At 59.7% G+C, this 20,898-nt stretch carries 18 protein-coding genes; 7 read left to right on the top strand and 11 right to left on the bottom strand.

The features are described 5' to 3' along the window. Positions 1 to 385: 385 nt before the first annotated feature. The gene (locus tag AWB78_RS21460) at positions 386 to 1,807 is read right to left on the bottom strand and encodes a DUF2252 domain-containing protein (RefSeq protein WP_062607894.1); all 1,422 of its coding nucleotides are present in this window, start codon (positions 1,805 to 1,807) and stop codon (positions 386 to 388) included. A gap of 833 nt (positions 1,808 to 2,640) precedes the next feature. Between AWB78_RS21460 and AWB78_RS21455 the strand changes: the two genes are divergently transcribed. Then, entirely contained in the window at positions 2,641 to 4,197 is a 1,557-nt protein-coding gene (locus AWB78_RS21455) for a phospholipase D family protein (RefSeq protein ID WP_062607987.1), read from the top strand. A gap of 167 nt (positions 4,198 to 4,364) precedes the next feature. Here the strand turns inward: AWB78_RS21455 and AWB78_RS21450 are convergent, their stop codons facing one another. The 5 genes from AWB78_RS21450 to AWB78_RS21435 all read right to left on the bottom strand — a co-directional run bounded on the left by AWB78_RS21450 (position 4,365) and on the right by AWB78_RS21435 (position 9,371). Continuing rightward, positions 4,365 to 4,832 carry an SgcJ/EcaC family oxidoreductase gene (locus AWB78_RS21450; protein ID WP_062607892.1) on the bottom strand — a complete coding sequence of 156 codons (468 nt, stop codon included), beginning with the start codon at positions 4,830 to 4,832 and terminating at the stop codon, positions 4,365 to 4,367. Between the two features lie 250 nt (positions 4,833 to 5,082). Then, complete coding sequence (locus AWB78_RS49350; protein WP_269768946.1) at positions 5,083 to 5,217, bottom strand: hypothetical protein; 135 nt, start codon at positions 5,215 to 5,217, stop codon at positions 5,083 to 5,085. Between the two features lie 357 nt (positions 5,218 to 5,574). Further along, positions 5,575 to 5,940, bottom strand: coding sequence for a BON domain-containing protein (locus tag AWB78_RS21445; RefSeq protein ID WP_062607891.1), 366 nt, complete (start codon positions 5,938 to 5,940; stop codon positions 5,575 to 5,577). Positions 5,941 to 6,863: 923 nt separating this feature from the next. Then, on the bottom strand, positions 6,864 to 8,165 hold the full coding sequence (locus AWB78_RS21440; RefSeq protein ID WP_062607889.1) for an MFS transporter: 1,302 nt from the start codon (positions 8,163 to 8,165) through the stop codon (positions 6,864 to 6,866). Between the two features lie 174 nt (positions 8,166 to 8,339). After that, positions 8,340 to 9,371: an alpha/beta fold hydrolase gene (locus tag AWB78_RS21435; protein WP_232477779.1), complete on the bottom strand. Its 1,032-nt coding sequence runs from the start codon at positions 9,369 to 9,371 to the stop codon at positions 8,340 to 8,342. Positions 9,372 to 9,462: 91 nt separating this feature from the next. Here AWB78_RS21435 and AWB78_RS21430 point away from each other — a divergent pair, with 91 nt between their 5' ends. The 5 genes from AWB78_RS21430 to AWB78_RS43750 all read left to right on the top strand — a co-directional run bounded on the left by AWB78_RS21430 (position 9,463) and on the right by AWB78_RS43750 (position 15,378). Then, positions 9,463 to 10,512 carry an AraC family transcriptional regulator gene (locus AWB78_RS21430; protein WP_062607887.1) on the top strand — a complete coding sequence of 350 codons (1,050 nt, stop codon included), beginning with the start codon at positions 9,463 to 9,465 and terminating at the stop codon, positions 10,510 to 10,512. 352 nt (positions 10,513 to 10,864) lie between these two features. Next, entirely contained in the window at positions 10,865 to 11,824 is a 960-nt protein-coding gene (locus tag AWB78_RS21425) for a TauD/TfdA dioxygenase family protein (RefSeq protein WP_062607885.1), read from the top strand. A 169-nt stretch (positions 11,825 to 11,993) separates the two neighbouring features. Beyond that, entirely contained in the window at positions 11,994 to 12,473 is a 480-nt protein-coding gene (locus tag AWB78_RS21420; RefSeq protein WP_062607884.1) for a 2,4'-dihydroxyacetophenone dioxygenase family protein, read from the top strand. Between the two features lie 278 nt (positions 12,474 to 12,751). Beyond that, on the top strand, positions 12,752 to 14,398 hold the full coding sequence (locus AWB78_RS21415) for a 3-(methylthio)propionyl-CoA ligase (RefSeq protein WP_062607882.1): 1,647 nt from the start codon (positions 12,752 to 12,754) through the stop codon (positions 14,396 to 14,398). Between the two features lie 677 nt (positions 14,399 to 15,075). Continuing rightward, positions 15,076 to 15,378, top strand: a complete 303-nt coding sequence (locus AWB78_RS43750) for a DUF4148 domain-containing protein (RefSeq protein ID WP_074173507.1) — start codon at positions 15,076 to 15,078, stop codon at positions 15,376 to 15,378. A 475-nt stretch (positions 15,379 to 15,853) separates the two neighbouring features. Here the strand turns inward: AWB78_RS43750 and AWB78_RS49760 are convergent, their stop codons facing one another. Next, a complete protein-coding gene (locus AWB78_RS49760; RefSeq protein WP_374729484.1) occupies positions 15,854 to 16,384 on the bottom strand; it encodes a ProQ/FinO family protein in 531 nt (176 codons plus the stop codon). A 328-nt stretch (positions 16,385 to 16,712) separates the two neighbouring features. Here AWB78_RS49760 and AWB78_RS21410 point away from each other — a divergent pair, with 328 nt between their 5' ends. Then, positions 16,713 to 17,162, top strand: a complete 450-nt coding sequence (locus AWB78_RS21410) for a sel1 repeat family protein (RefSeq protein WP_232477786.1) — start codon at positions 16,713 to 16,715, stop codon at positions 17,160 to 17,162. A gap of 324 nt (positions 17,163 to 17,486) precedes the next feature. On the opposite strand, the gene AWB78_RS21405 is transcribed toward AWB78_RS21410, so the two are convergent. From AWB78_RS21405 to AWB78_RS21390, 4 genes are all read right to left on the bottom strand, one after another. Beyond that, on the bottom strand, positions 17,487 to 17,753 hold the full coding sequence (locus AWB78_RS21405; protein WP_062607880.1) for a DUF4148 domain-containing protein: 267 nt from the start codon (positions 17,751 to 17,753) through the stop codon (positions 17,487 to 17,489). Between the two features lie 152 nt (positions 17,754 to 17,905). Next, positions 17,906 to 18,181 carry a DUF4148 domain-containing protein gene (locus AWB78_RS21400; protein WP_062607878.1) on the bottom strand — a complete coding sequence of 92 codons (276 nt, stop codon included), beginning with the start codon at positions 18,179 to 18,181 and terminating at the stop codon, positions 17,906 to 17,908. 148 nt (positions 18,182 to 18,329) lie between these two features. Then, positions 18,330 to 19,748: a heavy metal sensor histidine kinase gene (locus AWB78_RS21395; RefSeq protein ID WP_062607876.1), complete on the bottom strand. Its 1,419-nt coding sequence runs from the start codon at positions 19,746 to 19,748 to the stop codon at positions 18,330 to 18,332. Then, positions 19,748 to 20,425, bottom strand: coding sequence for a heavy metal response regulator transcription factor (locus AWB78_RS21390; RefSeq protein WP_062607873.1), 678 nt, complete (start codon positions 20,423 to 20,425; stop codon positions 19,748 to 19,750). The genes AWB78_RS21395 and AWB78_RS21390 overlap by 1 nt, the downstream gene beginning before the upstream one ends. Positions 20,426 to 20,898 lie beyond the last annotated feature (473 nt).

Below are 20,898 nucleotides of genomic sequence, written 5' to 3'. Positions count from 1 at the left end.
TAGACCGGGACGCGCGTCCAAGTATGTTAGTGATCAATTTATTTACTCCTTTAGCTATCTACTAGCCGCTTATCGACCTCGTATAGAGCATAGTGGATAGGAGAACTTTTACTATGCGTGACGTGTTGCTATCGAAGCGAGCGGGACAACCGCTTGCGACAGTGGCGAGGACCGTGAGCGCTATTCCGTTCGCGAGATCGAACCGAGCGCACGGCGCATCGCAGGCGGTGCCGCCCATATAAGATCGCGAAACAGGCCATGGCGACGCGTCAGCGCGAAGGTAGCACCGAGGCGTTTCTGAACCCGGCAGGGCGCGGCATTGGAGGCTCAAGTCACTGGGTGGCCGCGCCCAACGACTCCCTCGGTCCGCGGCCCCGAATCAGCTTCACTCCTCGACTATCGCCTGGATCCGCCCTTCCCGCATGGCGCGGATGAACGCCCGATAGTCGCGTCGATTTTGGGAACTGTAGTCGGTCGCGAACTCCGTGATCGCATCGTCGAAAGTCTGCCCTGAGCCCATGTATCCGGCGATCATCGCGGCGTCGCCCGAACGGGCGTGTGATCGGGCCAGCGCGTGTGCGCACATGCGCGAGTACTGACGCAACAAGCCCTCGTCCAGCTCTTCGATGACGACGGACATCTTCATATCCCGAAGCTGACGGAGGTAGAAATCGCGGCCGTTGCTGCCCCGAGTCCATCCGAGAAACACGTCGCTCGCGGACTGCATGATGCGCTGGCCGGCGATCACGCGCTGACCGTGGTTGGGATGCAGGCTCTTTCCCGCAAAGGGTTCGAGCACCGAGGCGCGCGCCTCCTTCACCTGCAGGAATAGGGGATCGTTGTCCGCGGCCATGAACAGGCCCACGGCACACATCGTTCCCACGCTTCCCACGCCGACCACCTTGACGGCGAGATCGATGAGATGAAAGCGGTCGAACAGGATGCGGACATGTTCCGGAAGGCTCTCGCGATAGGCATCGATGGCTTCTGCGTAGCCCGACGAGAGGCCGGGGGCCTGTTCCTCCGTAGGGTGGAAGATCAGCGGCGGATCGTCCTTGATCCTCGGTAGCGTGTCGGCTTCACAAACGAGCTTCGGATAGAGATGATCGGGTACTGTCTTACGCCGCTCGACCTCGATCCGCTCCGCAATTCGCTTGCGCGCAGCGGCAACAACGGCGGGATCACCCGTGCGGTCTTCATACTTCTGCAGGTCGATGCGCTCATACCAGACGTCGAGCGTCCGCATTGCCGCGTAGTCGTGCATCCGCTCCCGATATTCCTGAGCCAGGCTCGAGACGATGCGCGCAGCCACGCTGGGAGAAAACGCCAGATGTTGCGCTGCAATCTCCACGCTCGCCGCCAACCGCTTGACGTCCCACTCGAACGGGGCCGGCAGCGTCTCGTCCAGGTCGTTGATGTCGAAGATGACGTTACGCTCGGGCGTCGCAAAACCGCCGAAGTTCATCAGGTGCGCGTCCCCGCATGCCTGCACGCGGAGTCCGCTCGTCGGCGTGCTCGCGAGGTCGGCGGCCATCACCGCGGCCGCGCCGCGATAGAACGCAAACGGAGACGCGGACATTCGCCCAAAGCGGATCGGAATCAGGCTGGGGACACGGCCTTCGTTCGACTCGACGAGGATGTCGACGGGGTCGCGGCGCTCCTTTGCCGCCTTCCATCCGGCCTGGCTCGACCGTGGCACCGCGTCGCGCAGCGCCCGTCCGTGCGCTGCGCGTTCGTCGGCGGACTGATGAGCGGTATCTGGGTGAGAGGCTGCACGTGCTTGCTTCGATTTCACCGGCCTGTCCATAAACACTCCCGATCGATCGCTCTCTCGCCTTGCCATTCCGCTCGAAGTCCGAGAGCCTGTCGGTTGAACTCATACACGCAAAACCTTGGGGCGCAGAGGGCATGATGTCGAGGCAGGCCGAGTCAGCCGCTTTCCACCGTTCGACAACTAAACGGATACTTTCCGTGCCTGTCAAAGCCGGGTGATGATCGCGTAGTTGTCCTCCCCGGCCCCGTTCTTCTGCACGCGACCGCATGCAGCTTGAATTCGCCAACGCAAAACAAGATGCGATCGCAAAGGAATGGCGCGAAACACGAGTGCCTCCGTGGCGTTGCATGGTCCGCGCGGTTATGCGGCCCCGGCAACCCTCGCGAAGTGGCACATGTCGCCAGACCAAAGAGAACGCCCCCGTTCGAAACGTTGCAAGCAAACGCTGGGGCCGACCGATTCAATATATGCAATCGCCCGGGTCTCTGCCAGTACGTGCTACGCGACGACCAAAGGGCGGCACTGAGACCTCGATATTGCACTGAGGTCGCAGGCCATAACACTCACCTCACTCAGCGCCGGACCGAAGGGAGCGGGAGCATCATCACAGGCTGGAAGCCTGCGCGAACGTCATTACCCCCTTATGATCTCGTCATCCCGATGGCATTCGACGTCGGGCACGCACCGGTTGCGTGAGACTTGTTCACGCCGCACCGGGACACATCCGACTGAACGCGGCGAAAGCGAGTCGAAGCTGGGATCATGGATCTCCAGCTCGGTAGTTCGTAGCCACGCTTGTGCGTCGCTGCACAGTGCGGACTCGGTCGTCAGCAGCGGGATCCCGCTAAACGAAGAGAAACGCGATGATGGCCAGACCTCGAAACCTTGGTGCAGCCTTTCTGATCGTCATGCTGCTCTCGTGCGCGAGCCTGCCGCCGCAGACCGGACGCCCGCCGACCTATGCGCTAAAAAATACGGAAACGACGCCTCTCGCCAAGCTTTTCGCGTCCGGCGAGCGGGCTCATCCCGACCAGAGTGCGTTCCACCTGCTGCAAGATTCGGTCGATGCCCTCCTCGCCCGGGTAATCCTCACTGAAAAGGCCGAGAAGTCGATCGACCTCGAGTACTACATCTGGCACAGCGACCTGACGGGGCGCACGCTCGCCTCGGCCGTGCTCAAGGCGGCGGACCGTGGGGTCAGGGTGCGTGTGCTCCTCGACGACCTGGGCACGAACGCCGACGACGAGGCCCTGCTCGCACTGAGCGCCCACCCTAACGTCTCAGTACGGCTCTTCAACCCGGTAGCGAGTCGCGGATTCAAGACGATCTCAGCAGCACTTGACTTCTCGCGCGTCAACCGGCGCATGCATAACAAGGCGATGATCGCCGATAACGAAGCCGCTATCCTGGGCGGGCGTAACGTCGGCGACGAATACTTCGGTGCCTCGAGCGCGGTGACATTCGGGGATCTCGACGTGCTTATGCACGGGCCGATTGTTCACGACGTCTCGAACTCCTTCGACATCTTCTGGAATTCCGACGCGGCCTATCCGATCGACCGGCTGATGGGCCGTTCCGCGGACCCTGCGATCCTCGCGGCCTATCGCGCGGAGCGGGACCAATACGTCGCCTCAGAACAGGACTCGCCCTATGTCGTGCATGCGAGGCAGCGGCTGACGCAACTCGTCGAAGCGGGCGGTCTCGACTACGCCTGGGGCAAGGCCACGCTGTTCTACGATGACCCGTCAAAGATCACGCACGCGCCCGGCGAACCACAGGGTCAGTTGTTGACCAGCCTCAGGGCAGTGGACATAAACCCGCGTCACGAGATGCTGATCATCTCACCGTACTTTGTTCCTGGAGACAAAGGCGCGGCCTGGCTGCGCGGCCTGACGGAGAGCGGCGTGCACGTCACAGTGCTGACCAACTCGCTTGCCGCCACGGACGTCTCGAGCGTTCATGCGGGATATCAACGCTACCGCAAGGATCTCCTCGCTGCGGGCGTCCAGCTTTATGAATTCAAGCCCATTCGATCTAGCAAAGACGCGGCGGGAAAGAAGCAGCTCTTCGGTTCGTCGAAGGCATCGTTGCATGCGAAAACATTCGTGTTCGACCGTCAGCAGGTCTTCATCGGCTCTATGAATCTCGACCCGCGCTCGGCCTACCTCAACACCGAGATCGGAGTACTGTGCGACAACGAAGCGATCGCCTCGCAGGTCGTCAGCTACATCGAGCCGCAACTAGACCAGAACGCATGGCGGCTCGAACTGCGGACCGACGCGAACGGCAGTCGCAGGATCATCTGGATCGACACCGCGGCGGATGGGACGGTGACCGAACTGGACACGGAGCCGCAGGCGTCCTTCCTGCGACGCACCGGCGTCTGGTTCATGGGTCTGCTACCGATCGAGTCGCAGCTTTGAATCGGCGGCATCCCGTCGCCAGGGCGCCAACCTCGCAATGAGGAGAGATGGCCTCAAACGCATACTGTTTCCGTCGAGCCTACATCCACGCCTGTCGCACGCGCCCGAAACGAATCGTGCAGACGCTCCTTGACTGCGGACGCATCCCGTCTTATCAACCTCATCGCTCAGTTTCCTTCCGGCATCTTCGACGAATGATGGCTGGTGATCAGCCATTTGTGCCCATTCCACTCATACGTGAATGTATAGCGCGCCCTGACAACAGAACCGTCCGCGTACTTGAACGAGTAGAGCCCCGCGTCGATCGCGGTGTTGCACTCGATCATGATTTCACTGAGCTCGATCGTGCCGACCGGCTTGTGCTCGAGAAAGTGCCTGAAGTAATCTGCCTTTTCCTCAACAGTCAAACGCGGCTTGTTGGACACCGTCGGCAGCAATATTGAATGCGGCGCGTAATTCGCCACGACTTTCTCCGGATCGCCAGTCTTCAGCGAATCGTTCCATCGATCGAATAGTGCGGCAATCTGCTGTTTCGATGCAGGATGACAGGTCTCGGTCTTCGCGGATGCGCCGCCGCTGATGACAACGACCAGCACGGCACCGACGACGAACGACTTCGATAGGCGGATTTTCATGACTCACCCCGCGACAAATCGAACGCGCTTCCTGAGAAGCCGGGTTCGATGAGAACGCAACTTCCTGTCCTCGACGCAACTGATCGAGGGGAATGATTCGCGCTTCATCGCGGTCCTTCCGGTCCTTCGCTGAATGCGCCGAACTGGACCAACGCTCGGCGAGAGCGCGAGTCAACCGTTCCAATATAGTCGATGCTTCTACTCTTGAAACTCCGCTTTGCGCTCGCCCTCGTGAACGCGCTTGAACGCCTCAGCCGTGCAGGGGCTGTTCAGCCAGAAGCCCGGCGAGCATCGCGTCGGATACCGGAATCGACAGATCCAGCGCGATGCTGCTCGCAAGGCGCAATGCCGTCGGGATGGGCTCGCTATCGATTTCGAAGAGCACGTCGCTTGCGTTGCCCCCTCGTTGTGGTGAACCAGCACGCGCGTCATCCGGCCGGAGACCTCCGCGACGGCGGGCATGGCATCGCAGCTGGAGCGCACAATCGTACGAGCCAGGTGGTATAGAAGCTCAAGGATTCGTAGGGACCACGCAATAGGTGCCCCTTGCACAGACGTCGGCCCTGCCACGAAGAGGGTCTCGTGCCTGGGACGGCGACGCTGGCGCCGGCGATCGGCAAAGGATCGGCTGGGCTGTCGCGTCCTGCAGCCCGCTTATCAGCGGAGTTGCCCAAAGAGACAACAGTCGAATTCGAGCCCTCCCGTCGGGACGGGAGGACTCATCATGCAACCCGAGGGACGATCAGTGCCCCCCTTTTTCCCTGATTGTCAGCGAATTCTTCACGGACGTAACTCCGGAAACGCCCTTCGCTGCCGTACCGGCCTTTTCGACTTGGGACGCATCGGGGACGTGCCCTGCTAGCGTAATTGCGCTGCCCTTGACGATCACACTGACGCCCGCAGTGTCAACGCCGCTCTTTGATAGCGCACTGAGTACCTTCTTACTGACTGCCCGGTTTGCCTTCCTCACGTCAGACTTGGACATACCTTGCGATGCCGCCGATTCCGTCGACGTAGCAGCGGGTTCGCTGCTTTGTGACCAAGCGTTCAAGGATGCGGCAAGGATCAATGCGCTGCTAGCCAATTTGAGTGCTTTGATTGCGTTCATCGCTTATTCTCCAAGTAGGGGACCGCATCCCTCGATCGAGTCGTCGAGTTGCTGCGACTGTAAAGACGATTGCGTGTTATAGCCGCTTTATGAGACATCCGAATAAGAATCGCATCTGTCAAGTATTGAATCGCCTGTCCGTAGGGTTCTGCAACGCTCTACTGATGTCGTCCCTCCTCAAGGAGAAGCCCAATGGTGCTTTGCTCAGGCAGTTGCAAGAAATAGGCAGAGAATTAGCGCTCTTCCGCCTCATGACTTAAATGCACCATGCAGTCGAAACTAACCGCGCCTGTCAGGCTAAGCCCGATTGAGACTTCGGCCCTTGGCGACGTGACCGACTCACCCGCGTGCCCAGCATATTCGCGGCCATACCTGAGGACCGGTCTGCTTCAACATGATAGGGGATGTTAAGCAGACTGCAAAACTGCAACTGATTTTTCCCTGTCGGCTTGGACCTCCCTGCGTAGCCACGTAAGCCCCAACGAGGTTCGCGCTGGTCGCCCTCGTGCTCGCGTCGCCGGACCACTACTTGAATTGGCAGGGTTGTGAGGGTGATTGCAATACGGCCGAAGCAAGGTGCAGACGAAAAAAAGCCCGCCGGAGCGGGCCAACCTTGGAGCGCAACTGTGCCTCGTGTGCCTCGTCAACGGCGCAGCCCCTAGTTTAGACCGGCAACGACGATACGCAAAGAAACCCCGCCAGCGCGGACGAAAGACGGCATTGTCGAGAGATCGGATAACGCCGTAAATGTCGCGCATTTTCGACCGCACCGGCGCTTAGACATTGGACATTGATATATCGACAGTAAGGATATTGCACTTCACGGTTTCGTAAAGCATTTAAGGACAACGATCAGCACAAGCACAAATCGACGCGCCAATGTGTCGAGCACCGCGTTCGCGGCGACGAGTCGGGCCGCATCGCTATTGGAGTCGATTTCCGAACTGGGCGGCCCCGTACCCGGACACATAACGCACGCCTATCAACAGGATGACAGCCGACGCGACCCCAAAGATTGGCAATAGCTGAAGCGCCGGAACCAGGCCCAATCGGTCTGCCAGCGCGCCGGTGACGATGGAGCCAGGCGCAAGACCGAGGATGTTGTAGGCCAGCGCGAGCGTCGCCATGGCGGCGCCGTGAATCGGCGTCGGCGTGAGCTTCGCGACCATGGTGCCGCTCGGCCCCACAATGCCCGCGCTAAAGAACATGCCCAGTGCGATGAATACCAATTGGGCGGTTCCGACAGGAAGCTGAAACGCGGTAGAGAGCAGTATTGCGCAGGCCAGGTTGAAAGCAATCGCCAGAAACATTTTTCGGCGCGGCGAATCGCGGCCTACCCGATCGACCAGGACGCCGCAAAACGGCATGCCGCACGCACCGCAAAGGACAAAGATCGCGGCCACCGCACCCGCCTGGCTCAGCGGCATGTCATAAGCCCGATTCAGGAAGCTCGGCAACCAGGCAAGCATGCCGCCATTGATAAATAGCTGGAGGCCGCTTCCGAAATAGACGCAAATCAGAGCGGGCGACGAGAACACAGCTCTCAGCACACGTTTGATGGGCCACCGCGCGGCTGACCTATTGCCAGCCGAGGCGCCCGTCTCCCCTTCAATTCGTGAGGGGTTGGCGACCAGCATATAGAGAAGCGTCAGAACAATGCCAAAGACTGCCATGCCGGCGAAGGCACTCCGCCAGCCGAAGTGGCTCGCCAGTGCACCGCCCATGCCGATCCCCATTACTGAGCCGAACATGCCGCCAGCCATGAACGCGCCGGTGATCGTGGACGTGTACCTTGACGGGAAGATGCTGATGAGGATGGCCACGCCGACGCTGGCGTAGGCCGCTTCTCCAACACCGACCAAAAAGCGCGCCGACAGCAATGTGAAGTAGTTGTGCGACAAACCGCAGAGCAGAGTCGCTAAGCTCCAGACCGCTGCCATGATCGTAATGCTTCGCACACGTCCCCATCGGTCCGCGGCTAACGACAACGGGAAGGCCAGCAGACCAACGGCCAGTGAAACGATGCCGCTGAGCGAGCCAAGCTGGATGTCGGACAATCCCCATTCTGCCTTGATCTGTGGAAAGACTGCGTTGAGCACCTGGCGCGACATATAGTCGGATAGGATCAGGCCGAAGGTCAGTGCGAAGATGACCCATATATAGCTACGCGATAGGTGCGGTTGCTCACGTTGGTAGCATGCTGTTTGCAGGGCATCGAGTGCCATGATTCTGTCTCCATTCTTTGATTTACTGATTAAGCTATCTACGCGGGCCTATCTTTGTGACCTTTGCGCGCGCTGCGCAGTGGAAGGCTTGCCAGGGAGGCATCGGCAATCAATCAGTTCAATTGCGGGCCCATCTGACAGAGGCCCGTTGAAACCGAGCGACCGCCGGGACGCTCAATCCTCTAGCGATGCCAAAAATTCCAGGAGCAATTCGTTGACTTGCTCTACGCTTTCCTCCGCCGCACTGTGACCCACGCCGGACAGTAGAATTTTTTTTCGCAGCCCCGGCAGATATGCGTCGAGTTGATCATAGAGATCACGTGCCAGCTCAAGGGATGGATCGGCTGCACCACCAATGAACATGCTCGGCTGGCGCACCGCGGCCCCATTGAGGAAAGACGTGATTTCCCAGTTCCGATCGCGGCAGCGGTAGTAATTCAAGGCACCGCTAAATCCGGTGCGGTTATATTCGTCCACGTAGTAGTCCAGCGCCCGAGCACTCAACCATTCGGGGAATTCGTCCGGCTCAGTAAAGGCGTTAAGGATGCTCTCGCCCGGCTCGATGAGCATGCGCCACCGTTCGACGCCGACGGCGCTCCCTGAAATCGAGTAGAAAATGCTACGCAGCGTCTTACGCGTATCACGAGACAATTCGCGGTCAGGCTTGCCGACCTGCTGGAAGTACATGTGGTGATATACCTTTCCCTTGGCCATGGCCTGCCAGCCGACGCTGGGTTTTACCTTGCCTCGCGGCGGTACTGGCGTGTTCAGCATGACGAGGGCGCGAAACAGATCCGGCCTCAGCATAGCGGCAGTCTGCGCAACCCAGGCGCCCAGGTCGTGTCCCACGATCACGGCAGAGGTCTCGCCTAGAACCTGCATCAGCCCGACCATGTCGCCCACTGCCTGAGTCATGTCATAGGCCTCGATGGATTCGGGCCGGTCGCTTTGGCCAAATCCACGCTGGTCAGGAACTACGACTCGATATCCGGCGTTGACGAGGGCCGTGATCTGCCGCCGCCACATGTACCAGAGGTACGGAAAGCCATGAAGAAGGATGACCAGCGGCCCCTCCCCCTCGTCAACGTAGTGGATGCGAATGCCGTTTATTTCGGCAAAGCAATGATTGAACGCTTGTGGATCATCGACATTCACCCGTGCCACGGTGTCGCCGCTATCGCAGTGAACTGCTGTGCTCTTAGTCATCGTCTTCCTCCATTGATTTCGATTACTAAGATACCTTCGAAGGCGGCGACTATACTAAGCAGGTTGGGACACGTTCTTAGGAGACTGGGACATGGCCGCAAGCGGGCACAATTTGACCAGGGCGGCCACACTGACGGATTACGAACCCATCGCCCGAGCAGCCGGCCTTGATCCGTTCCGGATGTTACGGCTGGCGAAGATACCGGCCAAGGCTCTCGAGGATCCCAATCTATTGATCAGTGCCGATTCGGTCGGCTGGCTGCTCGAAGAATCAGCGCGCCTGTCCGGCCAGGAGGCATTTGGCCTGCTGCTGGCGGAAAAGAGAAGCCTGGCGAATCTCGGCATGCTGGCCCTGGTCATTCGCGAGGAACCCACTCTACGCGCCGCGATGCTGGCCTCCGCGCGATACCTGCGACTGCACAACGCGGGCGTGCAATTGCGGCTCGACGATGCCGGGGATCTCGCCATGCTCCACGTCGAAGTGGATTTCCGTCGCCCCGGCGTGTGGCGGCAGGCGATCGAAATGTCCACCGGGATTGCGCTGCGGACCTTTATGGTTTTGACACGGCATAGCTTTCACCCCGTTTCGATCGGCTTTACGCATGAGGCCCCTTCCAGTCTGGATATTCATCGCCGCGTACTCGGAACAGCTATCGAATTTTCGAGGGAATTCAATGCGATCGTCTGTCGCGGTCGCGAACTGGACATAGCCATTCCGACGGCGGTCCCGGAACTCAGTCGGGAAGTGAAGCGGTGGCTTGACGTGCAGTTGGCCAACCTGGAAGACGACCTGACCCAGCGAGCGCGCGCGGTGACCAGGATGCTGCTGCCGACCGGTCTTTGTTCTGTCGAGCGACTCGCCCAGCACTTAGGTATCAACCGGCGCACCCTCAATCGGCATCTGGCAAGCAGCGGCGAGAGCGCGACAACGATCATCAATGCCGTGCGGTTAGAACTCGCCGAGGAGTACCTCGCCAACAGCAGGCGCAAGTTGTATGAAGTCGCCGAACTGCTTGGATTCTCCACCGCAGGCGACTTCTCCCGCTGGTTCCGCCGCGAGTTCGGCAAAACCCCGTCGGACTGGGTGGCCAGCTATAGGCAGAGAATGGTCACGGCCCCACCCGGAGTGCACCGCGGATGACATCACCCGGCAGCTGTCTGAAGGAAGCGTGCATGGCTATTTCATTCACCCACAGCGACTAGCATCGCCAACCGGCCGAGTCCCGTCGTAGCGACGTCCAGCCACGCCCCACCTCTCAGCAGCGCCCTTTCGGAAGGAGACAATCGCCGTCGCCCACGATGCCCCTGGGCCTGCGTAATCTGCCATGCATGTCCCAGACTGCTAACTATTTGTCCCAACGCGCAAATCGCTGAAGAGCGACCAACCGTACCATAGCTGCATCCGAGTGGAATTCATCAAGCGCCGTCGCATTTGGCGCGCCGTTCCACCGAGGCCCCGCACATTGCGGCACAAACCGAGATTGGAGACAGCTATGACAGCAGCAACCACGGCGCAAATCAGCGCTACCCACGCCTCCCGCACGGCACCGGCCATCATCCGGCCATCGGTGCGCCAACATTCGATCAAGGTGGAGCTTTGCACGCCTGCCATCGGCGCTGAACTCAGCAACGTCAATCTGGCCGACGCTGCTCTGGACCCTGACCTCATCGCTCAAATCCGTGCGCTGTGGTTGAAGCACAAGGTGCTGTTTTTCCGTGATCAGGACATCACCCCCATGGAACAGCAGACCTTCGCAGCGCAGTTCAGCGAACTGGAATCGCACCCGCTGGCGCCGAGCCATCCCGATGCCGACAAGCTGCTCATGCTCTATCGGAACCTCGATTCAAGCAAACAGAATTTTGTTGAGAAGGCCAGCCGGGAGAACGTTTGGCATTCGGACGTGACCTACAAGAAGGCCCCTCCGCGCGGCGCAGTCTTGCGGCGTGAATTGGGCCCGGAAAACGGCGGCGACACGATCTGGTCGAATATGGTAATGGCGTATGAACGCCTGCCCGAGGCCATCAAGCAGCGAATCGACGGTTTGTACGCCAAGCACAGCGCCGAACATGTCTTCCTGGCTCAGTTTCCGAAGGAAGAACGCCACGCCGCCGCAGAAAAGAACCCGGGCAGTGAACATCCGGTCGTTCTGATCCACCCGGAGACCAGGGAAAAGGTTCTGTTTGTCAATTCGGCATTCACCACCCACTTCGTGAACTATTTCAACTTCACCGACATTCGCTACGGCCAGGACTTCATGCCCGAGTCACATCACCTGATGTACTACCTGTGCTCCCAAGCCGCCATTCCTGAATACCAGGTGCGACTTAAATGGCGCAATAACACAGTGGCGATGTGGGACAACCTGCTGTGCCAACACTATGCCGTCGCGGACTATGGCAATGCGCCGCGCAAGATGCTTCGCGCCACGCTGACGGGCACCTCGCTTTCCTGATCCGAAAAGTTCCACCGGAAAACCTTGAGAAGCCCCCGCCAAGTTATGGCGGGCGGCAACAGCACCTCACCCTGATCAATTTCGAGGATGGATGAGGCTCCGAACCGCACGTGTGTCGCAACACGCTGTGCAACAAATGCCGTCTAACACCGAATCACTGGAGACAGTCATGCTTTACCAACAAGTCGATACCGCAGTCATCGATGGCGAATCGCTGCCGTGGGTTCCGTTCACCCCGTATTCCGACGATGTGCTGCTGAAATACTTCAAGCTCGACCCGATTCGAGGCGAAATCATCGTGCTGATGAAGGCGCCGAAGACCATGCAGCTTCCCAAGCACCACCATTCAGGCACCGTTGTGGTCTACACGCTGGAAGGCCAATGGAAATACAAGGAGCATGACTGGATCGCGGGACCTGGCAGCGTCGTGTTCGAGACCGCCGCGTCCTGTCACACGCCCGAAGTCGTCAGCACGGCGGAAGAAGGCGGTTACATGCTGACGCTGGTTTCAGTGATGGGCGACCTTGTCTTTGTCGACGAGAACGACAAAGTTATGGCCATCGAGAACTGGAAGACCGCGATGCAACGCTACCTCGCGTATTGCGAGAAGCATGACATCGCGCCAAGAGATCTCACGGCGTTCAACTAGGCACTGCCCACGATGGCGCGGGATGACCGCGCTTTCCCCGGCAATTGAACCATTGATCCATGGCTGTCCCTCGATTCGCCGCAAGCGCTGCAGCCAAAGGTCAATCCTATCGAAACACCAGTACCACATCGACTGCTTGCCTCATCTTGACCAGCAGCCGATTGTGGCACTCCTGCACGACTTTCGCGAGCTCCGACAGCCCGCCCCATGCCGCAGCCTGGGGCGTCCTTGCGTCAGCGTTGCGGGCTGGCAGACAACAGTAGAAACGGGATAACGCCATGAATGGCCTGATGATGCAAAAGCAGTTGTTGATTTCCTCTCTCATCGTGCATGCCGATCGGCACCATGGCGATACGGAGGTCGTGTCGCGACGGGTGGAGGGCGATATCCATCGCTACACGCTCCGGGACTGCCATCGCCGCTCGCGCCAGTTGGCCGCAGCGCTCACGGCCCTGGGAGTCAAGCCGTCCGACCGCATCGGCACGCTGGCATGGAATGGTTATCGTCACATGGAGCTTTATTTTGGCGTCTCAGGGATGGGGGCCATCCTCCATACCATCAATCCGCGCCTGCACGAGGACCAGGTCGCCTATATCGCACAGCACGCCGAAGACCAGTACATCTTCTTCGACCTGACCTTCCTGCCTCTGATCAAGGCCGTCGCCAAACGATGCACGACGGTGAAGGCGTTCATCGTCATGACCGACCGTGCTCACATGCCGCAGGACGCCGGTATCGACCTTCTTTGCTACGAAGATCTGATCGAGCAAAGCTCACCCGAGTACGCATGGCCACTTCTTGACGAAGAAAGCGCCAGTACGCTGTGCTATACCTCCGGCACCACCGGTAACCCCAAAGGCGTCCTGTATAGCCACCGTTCATCGCTGCTGCACACGTACGCAGCGGCACTGCCAGACGCGCTGAATTGTTCGGCACGCGACGTGATCCTGCCCGTCGTACCGATGTTTCACGTCAATGCGTGGGGCCTCCCTTACATTGCGTGCATGGTTGGCGCCAAGCTTGTCTTCCCCGGACCGGCATTGGATGGCAAATCGCTATACGAACTGCTGGAAGCCGAGCAGGTCACGCTCTCCGCAGGCGTACCCACCGTCTGGCAAGGCCTGCTGAATCATCTTGAGCAGACAGGGCAAGCGTTCTCGAGTATGGAACGCACCATTATCGGTGGCGCAGCCTGTCCGCCTGCCATGTTGCGCCAGTTTCAGGGCAAGTACGGCGTGGCGGTACTTCACGCCTGGGGCATGACCGAACTGAGCCCGATCGGGACGGTTTGCTCGATGAAACCCGGGCGCCCGGGGATGTGCCAGGAAGATCGTTACGCCATTCAGTCCAAGCAAGGCCGTGCGTTGTTCGGCGTCGACATGAAAATCGTCAGCGCGGACGGCCGCGAGTTGCCTTGGGATGGCGTGACGACAGGTGACCTGCTGGTGCACGGGCCGTGGGTCGTACGGGAGTACTTCCGGAGCGAAGGCGGAAATCCGCTGCAGCTCGATGAGCAAGCCCAGGGCTGGTTCCCGACGGGCGATGTTGCGACCATCGACCCCAATGGTTTCATGCAGATCACCGACCGCAGCAAAGACGTGATCAAATCAGGCGGTGAATGGATCGGCTCGATCGACCTGGAAAATATCGCGATGGCGCATCCGGCCGTTTTCCAGGCCGCCTGCATCGCCGCCAAGCACGCCAAATGGGATGAACGCCCGCTACTGATCGTGGTCAGAAAGCCGCAAACGGATCTTACGAGCGACGAACTGCTCGCCTTCTACGAGGGCAAGATCGCCAAATGGTGGATGCCCGACGATGTGATCTTCGTAGACACCATTCCTTTGGGTGCGACGGGCAAGATCCTGAAAAATCGCTTGCGGGAACAATTCGGCGATCATTTGATGGCATTAGCTGCAGGCTGACGGTGTGGCCGCGGGATGTCGTGATTGTCCACGGCCCGTCGATACCGGCAAGCCGAACGAGCTTTTTCTCGTGACCTGCATGCGAGGTCTGTCGACCATCCCTGCTCCGCACGTACACTCGGATTCGAAATAAGCTGGCTTATACCGCGCGCACTGCCAAAGATCTTGGGATGGCCATTGATTCGCGTGATTCAAAACAAGATTAACCGCCCTTTCTCGGACTGCGGATCTACACTGTTCTCAATCATCACGCGTCATCTTCGCACGTGTCAATACGATTTCCCGAAGCAACTAGTGAATTCGAAAGTCGTAGCGTGGTCCGGATTTTTTGCGCGCACAGTGATCGATTCTTCTGAGACGCCTTTGATTCAAGTCAACCCGATGTCGAATCGGTCACTTATCCTTGCGACAGTGTGAACCCTGCATCGGCGTATAACGTCGTGTGGCGACTGATGCGACGCGGTGACATTCGCGCGATCGTGCGTTGCGCCACTGGCCGCCCCGCCTATAGCGGAGCAGCGAATACGGGAATCGCTACGACAGGTACCACGAGCCCTCGCCGATTCCACATCGATGAATGAACGACTATCTGCGTTTTTTCGCCTAATCTGTGATCTTCCGACTCGCGAAAATTGAAGCGCCAATCAGTAGCGGTAACTAACGGGAGGTAGGCAATTATGAAGACATTAGTTCACACATTGTGCGCGGCCGTCGTCATTGCTGTGCCAATTGGTTCGCTGGCGCAGTCGGACGGCTCGCTAACGCGTGCGCAAGTGCAAGGAGAGATCGCTCGGCTTCAACAAGCCGGCTTCAATCCGGCCAATGCGAATACCTCCGACTTTCCTACCGATATACGGACCACCGCTGGCAGTGCAACAGGCCAGAGCAACGGTTACGGCCCGTCGACCACCGGTTCGTCCCAGATGGGTCGTCCGGCCAGCACGAGTGGCATGAAGCCAGTGTTCTTTGGCGCGTCGTAATTTTCTCGTCTCACCAAGGCGAGCGGTTGGGGAGCATTCCGTATCTTCTTGTGACGGCATCTCCCTATACGTGCTTTCCTGAGTGGTTTTCGCTCTCTCGCCTGAACACCAAAACTGTGTCCGAGCGACCATCGTTCTGACGGGGCGCCTTCTGTTCGAAAGCGCGGTACCGCCCATTCGCGAATGCGGCCGCAGAGGAAAACAGCCTAACCTACGCCCTCAGCCAAGTATTTATATAACAGAGACATTAAGCTGGTTTCTTCTTCGCCAGAGTCCACGGAGGAACTTCTGGTTGAATATCCGATACTGATGAAAAGATGGTCGACGAAGCGCATAGCAGATTCGAGCTTGTTACCGCAATCGAACAAGCTCTTGCTGGAAAACAACCAGCGCCCTTGCGCAGCTTCAGGACGAAAACCACTGTGAAAGCGGCCAGCTACAAGCGGGGCGAGACACACACAGTGCGTGCACTTGATCACATCATCGGCCTGTACGTTGCACGCGGGTCATAGCGTCGTCGGACCACATCATATGTATACCTAACAATGTCACGGCCAGATACAAATGTCGTAGCGCCAGCTAAATACAGATGTCGTATCTGCTCTGGTGTTTCGTTCTCACGCAGCGCCGAAGCACGACGCTTGTTTGCAATCTGCTCCCGCCTGCGCGCTAGCCGAGTCCTCTCCTGACTTGTGCCGCATTCTGCTTCGACAGCGGTGACGACGCTAGTGATTGCGCCGGTCGGATCCACGCGCACATTACCTTCGACGAGACAGCTCCAATAGCGTTGGCCGCCGCACCAGAGCTTCACGCCGTTACGAGCGTCTCGCTCGTTCAGTCCAAGCGACGCCGCTCGGGCAAGCACGTCCTTGAGGACCCCAACCTTGAGCGGGACCTTCGATGCAGGACTGTGCGGAAAGGCGTGCGGGAAATGTCGTTGCAACGTATTGACGGCGCGCGCGGCTGCGTCAGCAGACGTTCGCGGTGGCTTCGATGGCTGCTCGATTTCACGTCCGACGCCTACTGGCGATGACGTCGAGGGTGCAGCAACCTTTTTGCGGTTCGCGCCTTGGTTCAGCTGCGCTTGGAGCGCAGCGCGATCTTCGAATCCAATAGCGCGTGCCTGAAATCAGTCGCCTAATTTTACTAGTCGCCCCCAAAACATCGCCGCCATCAGCCCGCATGGCGTCCTCACCGGTACATCCTCCCTACCAGAGTCCGTATGATGAGCTAGATACGGTGCAGTTTTCACCAAAGAGCACCTCACCATGTAGACGGAAAGCTGGGTAGGACAGATTGAACGTGAATGGCAACAGCTTCGCAGCGCAGACCCGATGCTGGACGTCGAGAAATTCTTCAAGCACGTGATTGCCGCGAACAAGACCGGCTTTCTCTCGCTAGAATCACTGGCGGCGATAGTGAACGCGCTCTTGACCAGCACCCTCTCTGACGCGCCAATCCTGGGACGTCGGCTTCTCGATCGTGTAGGTGTGAATCGCCATCCGTCGTTGCGGGTTGCACTTGCCATCGCCCTCGTCACGTCGACCGGCGGTGATGCGGACTACACACGTGGCAACGCGATCCTTGAAGATGTGGTGAAGGACGACAGCGCCAACGGTCGGCTTCGTGGCATCGCCGCCGCGGCGCTCGCAGACAGCGCACGAATCGGCAGAGGGATCGATGCGGACGCGGATCTTGCGCGCACGCTGTACGAACGAGCGGTTGACTTGGGTCACAAGGCTTCCGCACACAACTTGGGGCTGTATTGGGAAGGATCGTATTGAGCAGCGCGATCAGCGTCTTGAGCGCGGGATTGCCGCCCCGAGAAAGCGCGCGATAAATCGAAGGCCTGCTTCCGCCGCCCACACGCGATATCGCGCCGACGCCACCTGCCGCGTTCACCACATCGCGCAAGGCCGTCAGCGCGGCGGTGAAGCCATCGGGTTCATGGAGCTTGCGCATCGCGTCGCAGACGTATTCGGATGCGAATGCGCGATCGGTGCCGAGCCGCGCAATCAGTTCGGCATCCGGTGGCGTGTAGCGGACGATATCGGCGGTACGCGCGCGGATCGTGCGGCGCGCCGCCTTGCACGTTGTACGCATCCCCCTTAGTGATCGGTCTGCGTGTCGGCGACGCCGCCGTAGGCCGTGGCACCTTTGCTTTCATGCTGCTCGGCGAAAACGGCCTTGTTACGCGCGATGGCACGCGCGCTCGGCGGATAGTTCGTGCCGTTCGAGGGCAGCAGACCTTGCGCTTCGGCCTGAACGAGTTGCTGCTTTACCTCGGCACGCGTGAGGCCGCTCGTCTGCGCCTGAGCCTGGGCCGCGAAGCCGACGGTCAAAGATGCGATAAGCAGAAGAAGAGTCTTTTTCATGATCGGTTCCTTGGAAAACTGAAAGCGTTAATTCGGATTGGAGGATGAGTTGGCAAAGCGCGGGCCGTGATCACGTGCACAGGCATCGTGCGATACGACGCTCAGCGCGCAAATGAGGCTCAAAAGCACGCTCGCGTACGCGGTCCATCGCTTCATTGCGATGTCTCGCCGTTGCGCGCAGCGCCGCTCGCCTGCGTGTTGGCATTGGCGCCGCCGTACGCATCGCGCGCGGCGACCTTTGCTTCGGCGGCTTGCAGCGCCTGCGGATAATCCGCATCGTGCGCGCTCGGGCGATAACCCACCGCTTCGAGCTGCGCGAGTTCGGCGCGCACTTGCGCACGCGTCACGTGACCCGGCGCCGTTTGCGCGAACGCTGCAAACGGCATCACGGTCGCCGCTGCCAGCACCACACACATCAACTTTTTCATCGTCTTTACCCTCACTGATTCACGGAAGAATGGCGGAGGGTGACTGCCCTCCGAACGCCGCTGCGTTGTTCGCGACGTTGAGGACATTGTGGAATTCGAGCGCTGTAGAGAAGCTGACGCTGACGTTACAAGTTTGATATCTTGCGCGTCACGAACGCGAGGCCGCGTCCGGAAAAGACAGCACGAAACGCGTGCTGCGCGCGTCGCTTTCGGCGTGGGCACGGCCGCCGTGCAGTTCCATGATGGTCCGCACGATGGCAAGTCCCAGCCCCGCCGATCCGCTCGCCGCGCCCGCGCCGCCACGCGACGGATCGCCGCGATAAAAGCGGTCGAACACGCGTTCGAGCATCGATGGTTCGATTGGCGCGCCTTCGTTCTCGATGCATACGCGCACCAGCGCCGCATCCGCTTCGACGGAAAGCGTGATGGTTCCATCGCGCGGCGTGTAACGCACGGCATTGGCGAGCAGATTGCTCACCGCGCGCCTGAACAATTCGACATCGGCCTTGAGCGGTGCGGAACCGCGCACGTCGATGCGCACGCCCGCATCTTCCGCGAGCCCTTCGAAATACTCGGCGATGCGCTGCAATTCCTCGCCCGCTTCGAATTCACGCAGATGGCGCGCGAATTGCGGATGCTCCGCGCGCGCGAGAAACAGCACGTTTTCGATCATGCGCGAGAGGCGATCGCATTCCTCCAGATTCGATGCGAGCAGCGTCTGATATTCGTCCGTCGAACGCGGCCGCGCGAGCGCCACTTCGGTTGCGCCGCGCATATTGGCGATCGGCGTGCGCATGTCGTGCGCGAGATCGGCGGTGAATTGCGACATGCGCTGGAAGCTGCGCTCGAGTCCCGCGAGCATGCCGTTGAGCGCGGCGATCAGCGGTTCCAGTTCGCTCGGCACGTTGTCCATTGCAATGCGCGTATGGAGCTTGTCCGATGTCACCGTCGCCGCGCTGTTCGCCATATTGCGCAGCGGCTTGAGCGCGCGCCGCACGAGAAAGAAGCCGATCGCGAAGGTCAGCAGCACGCCGATCGCGCCCGCGAGATGCAGGCGATCGCGATAGCGGTCGAGCAGCATCCAGCGATCGCGCATGTCGCGCACCACGACAATGGTCGCGAGCGTGCCGTCCATCAGACGCGTGTCGGCGGCCAGCACGCGAAGTGGATCGCCATCGGCTTCGCGCATATCGACGATGGCCTGACCGGTAATCTGCGCGCCCGGCGGCACCGCATGCGACGGCAGAGCGACCTGCGCCAGCGCTGCATCGACATTGTGTTGCACGAGCGGCTTGCGCGCGGCATCGACGATTTTCAGCGACAGTGCGCCATTGCCGAGCACCTGACTTTCGAGCCGTTCGCGATAGCGTTCAATATCCGCATAGCTCTGCAATTCATCGACCAACCGCCGCGTATGGCGCGCGGCGAGCACGATGTCCAGATCGTCCTGCACGTGTACCTGATGTGCGAGCGCGAGATACACGAAGGTGCCGACCAGCGCGAACACCGCGAGCGTGGTCGCGGCGAACGCAAGCGCGAGCGTCGTGGTGAGCGAACGCGTATGCATCAATCGTGGCCGGGTGTATTGATCACATAGCCGACGCCGCGCACGGTCTGAATGAGCTTGACCTCGAAGTCGTCGTCGATCTTCGCCCGCAGCCGGCGGATCGCGACTTCGACCACGTTGGTATCGCTGTCGAAATTCATGTCCCACACATAGGATGCGATCTGCGTGCGGCTGAGCACTTCGCCATGACGGCGCGCCAGCAGTTGCAGCAAGGCGAATTCGCGCGGCGTCAGATCGATACGCTTGCCCGCGCGGCGCACCTTGCGGCGCGTCACATCGATTTCGAGGTCGCCCACCGAAATCAGGTCGCTTTCGCGCGGCGGGCCGCGCCGCGCCAGCGAACGCACGCGCGCAAGCAGTTCGACGAAGGCGAAGGGTTTGACGAGATAATCGTCCGCGCCGAGTTCGAGACCGCGCACGCGGTCCTGCACGTCGTCGCGCGCGGTGAGAAACAGCACGGGCGTGGCCTTGGTTTCGCGCAGACTGCGCACGACGCTCCAGCCGTCCATGGTCGGCAGCATCACGTCGAGCACGATGACGTCGTAGTTTTCTTCCTTCGCGAGAATCAGGCCTTCGGCACCGTCGCCGACGACATCGACGAGATAGCCCGCTTCTTCCAGCCCTTTCTTGATATAGACGCCCGCTTTTTGTTCGTCTTCGACAACCAGTATGCGCATGCTTGGGCCCGCCGACAACGATGAATGAGCCTTAGATTCTACGCAATTGCTCGAAGTTTCGATTACAGAGAGCGCGCGTGGGGTCCGGCACGAGGCGACGAGTCCAACTGCCTTTTCCGCACTGCACAAAACTCACGAGACGTGCTGTTGGATCCGATCGAAAACTTACGACAAGAAACGAGCGCAGATCCACGTGAATGCGCCCGCTTCTTACGACACGGATCAAGTCGCCGAAAACCGACCGCCATCAAGGGCCATCGATCTCGCCGACATTCGAGACGTTATCTCGCCAATTATCAAGGTAAGCGCGATCCCAACGGACAGCGCAGACAGTGTCGCGATGATCAGCATATCCACTTCATCCTCCTATAAAGGCGTCAAAGGGTATCCCCGTCGTCCTCAACTTTATTAGTGTCTTAAGCCCTGATCTTCTGTTCGGAGACTTAGTAGACGCTTAGCGCACTGCAGACTCG

The organism is Caballeronia calidae, from assembly GCF_900044055.2.
Taxonomy (GTDB): domain Bacteria; phylum Pseudomonadota; class Gammaproteobacteria; order Burkholderiales; family Burkholderiaceae; genus Caballeronia; species Caballeronia calidae.
Note: the sequence above shows the minus strand (reverse complement) of the source record. Positions and strands in the feature narration are given on the sequence as shown.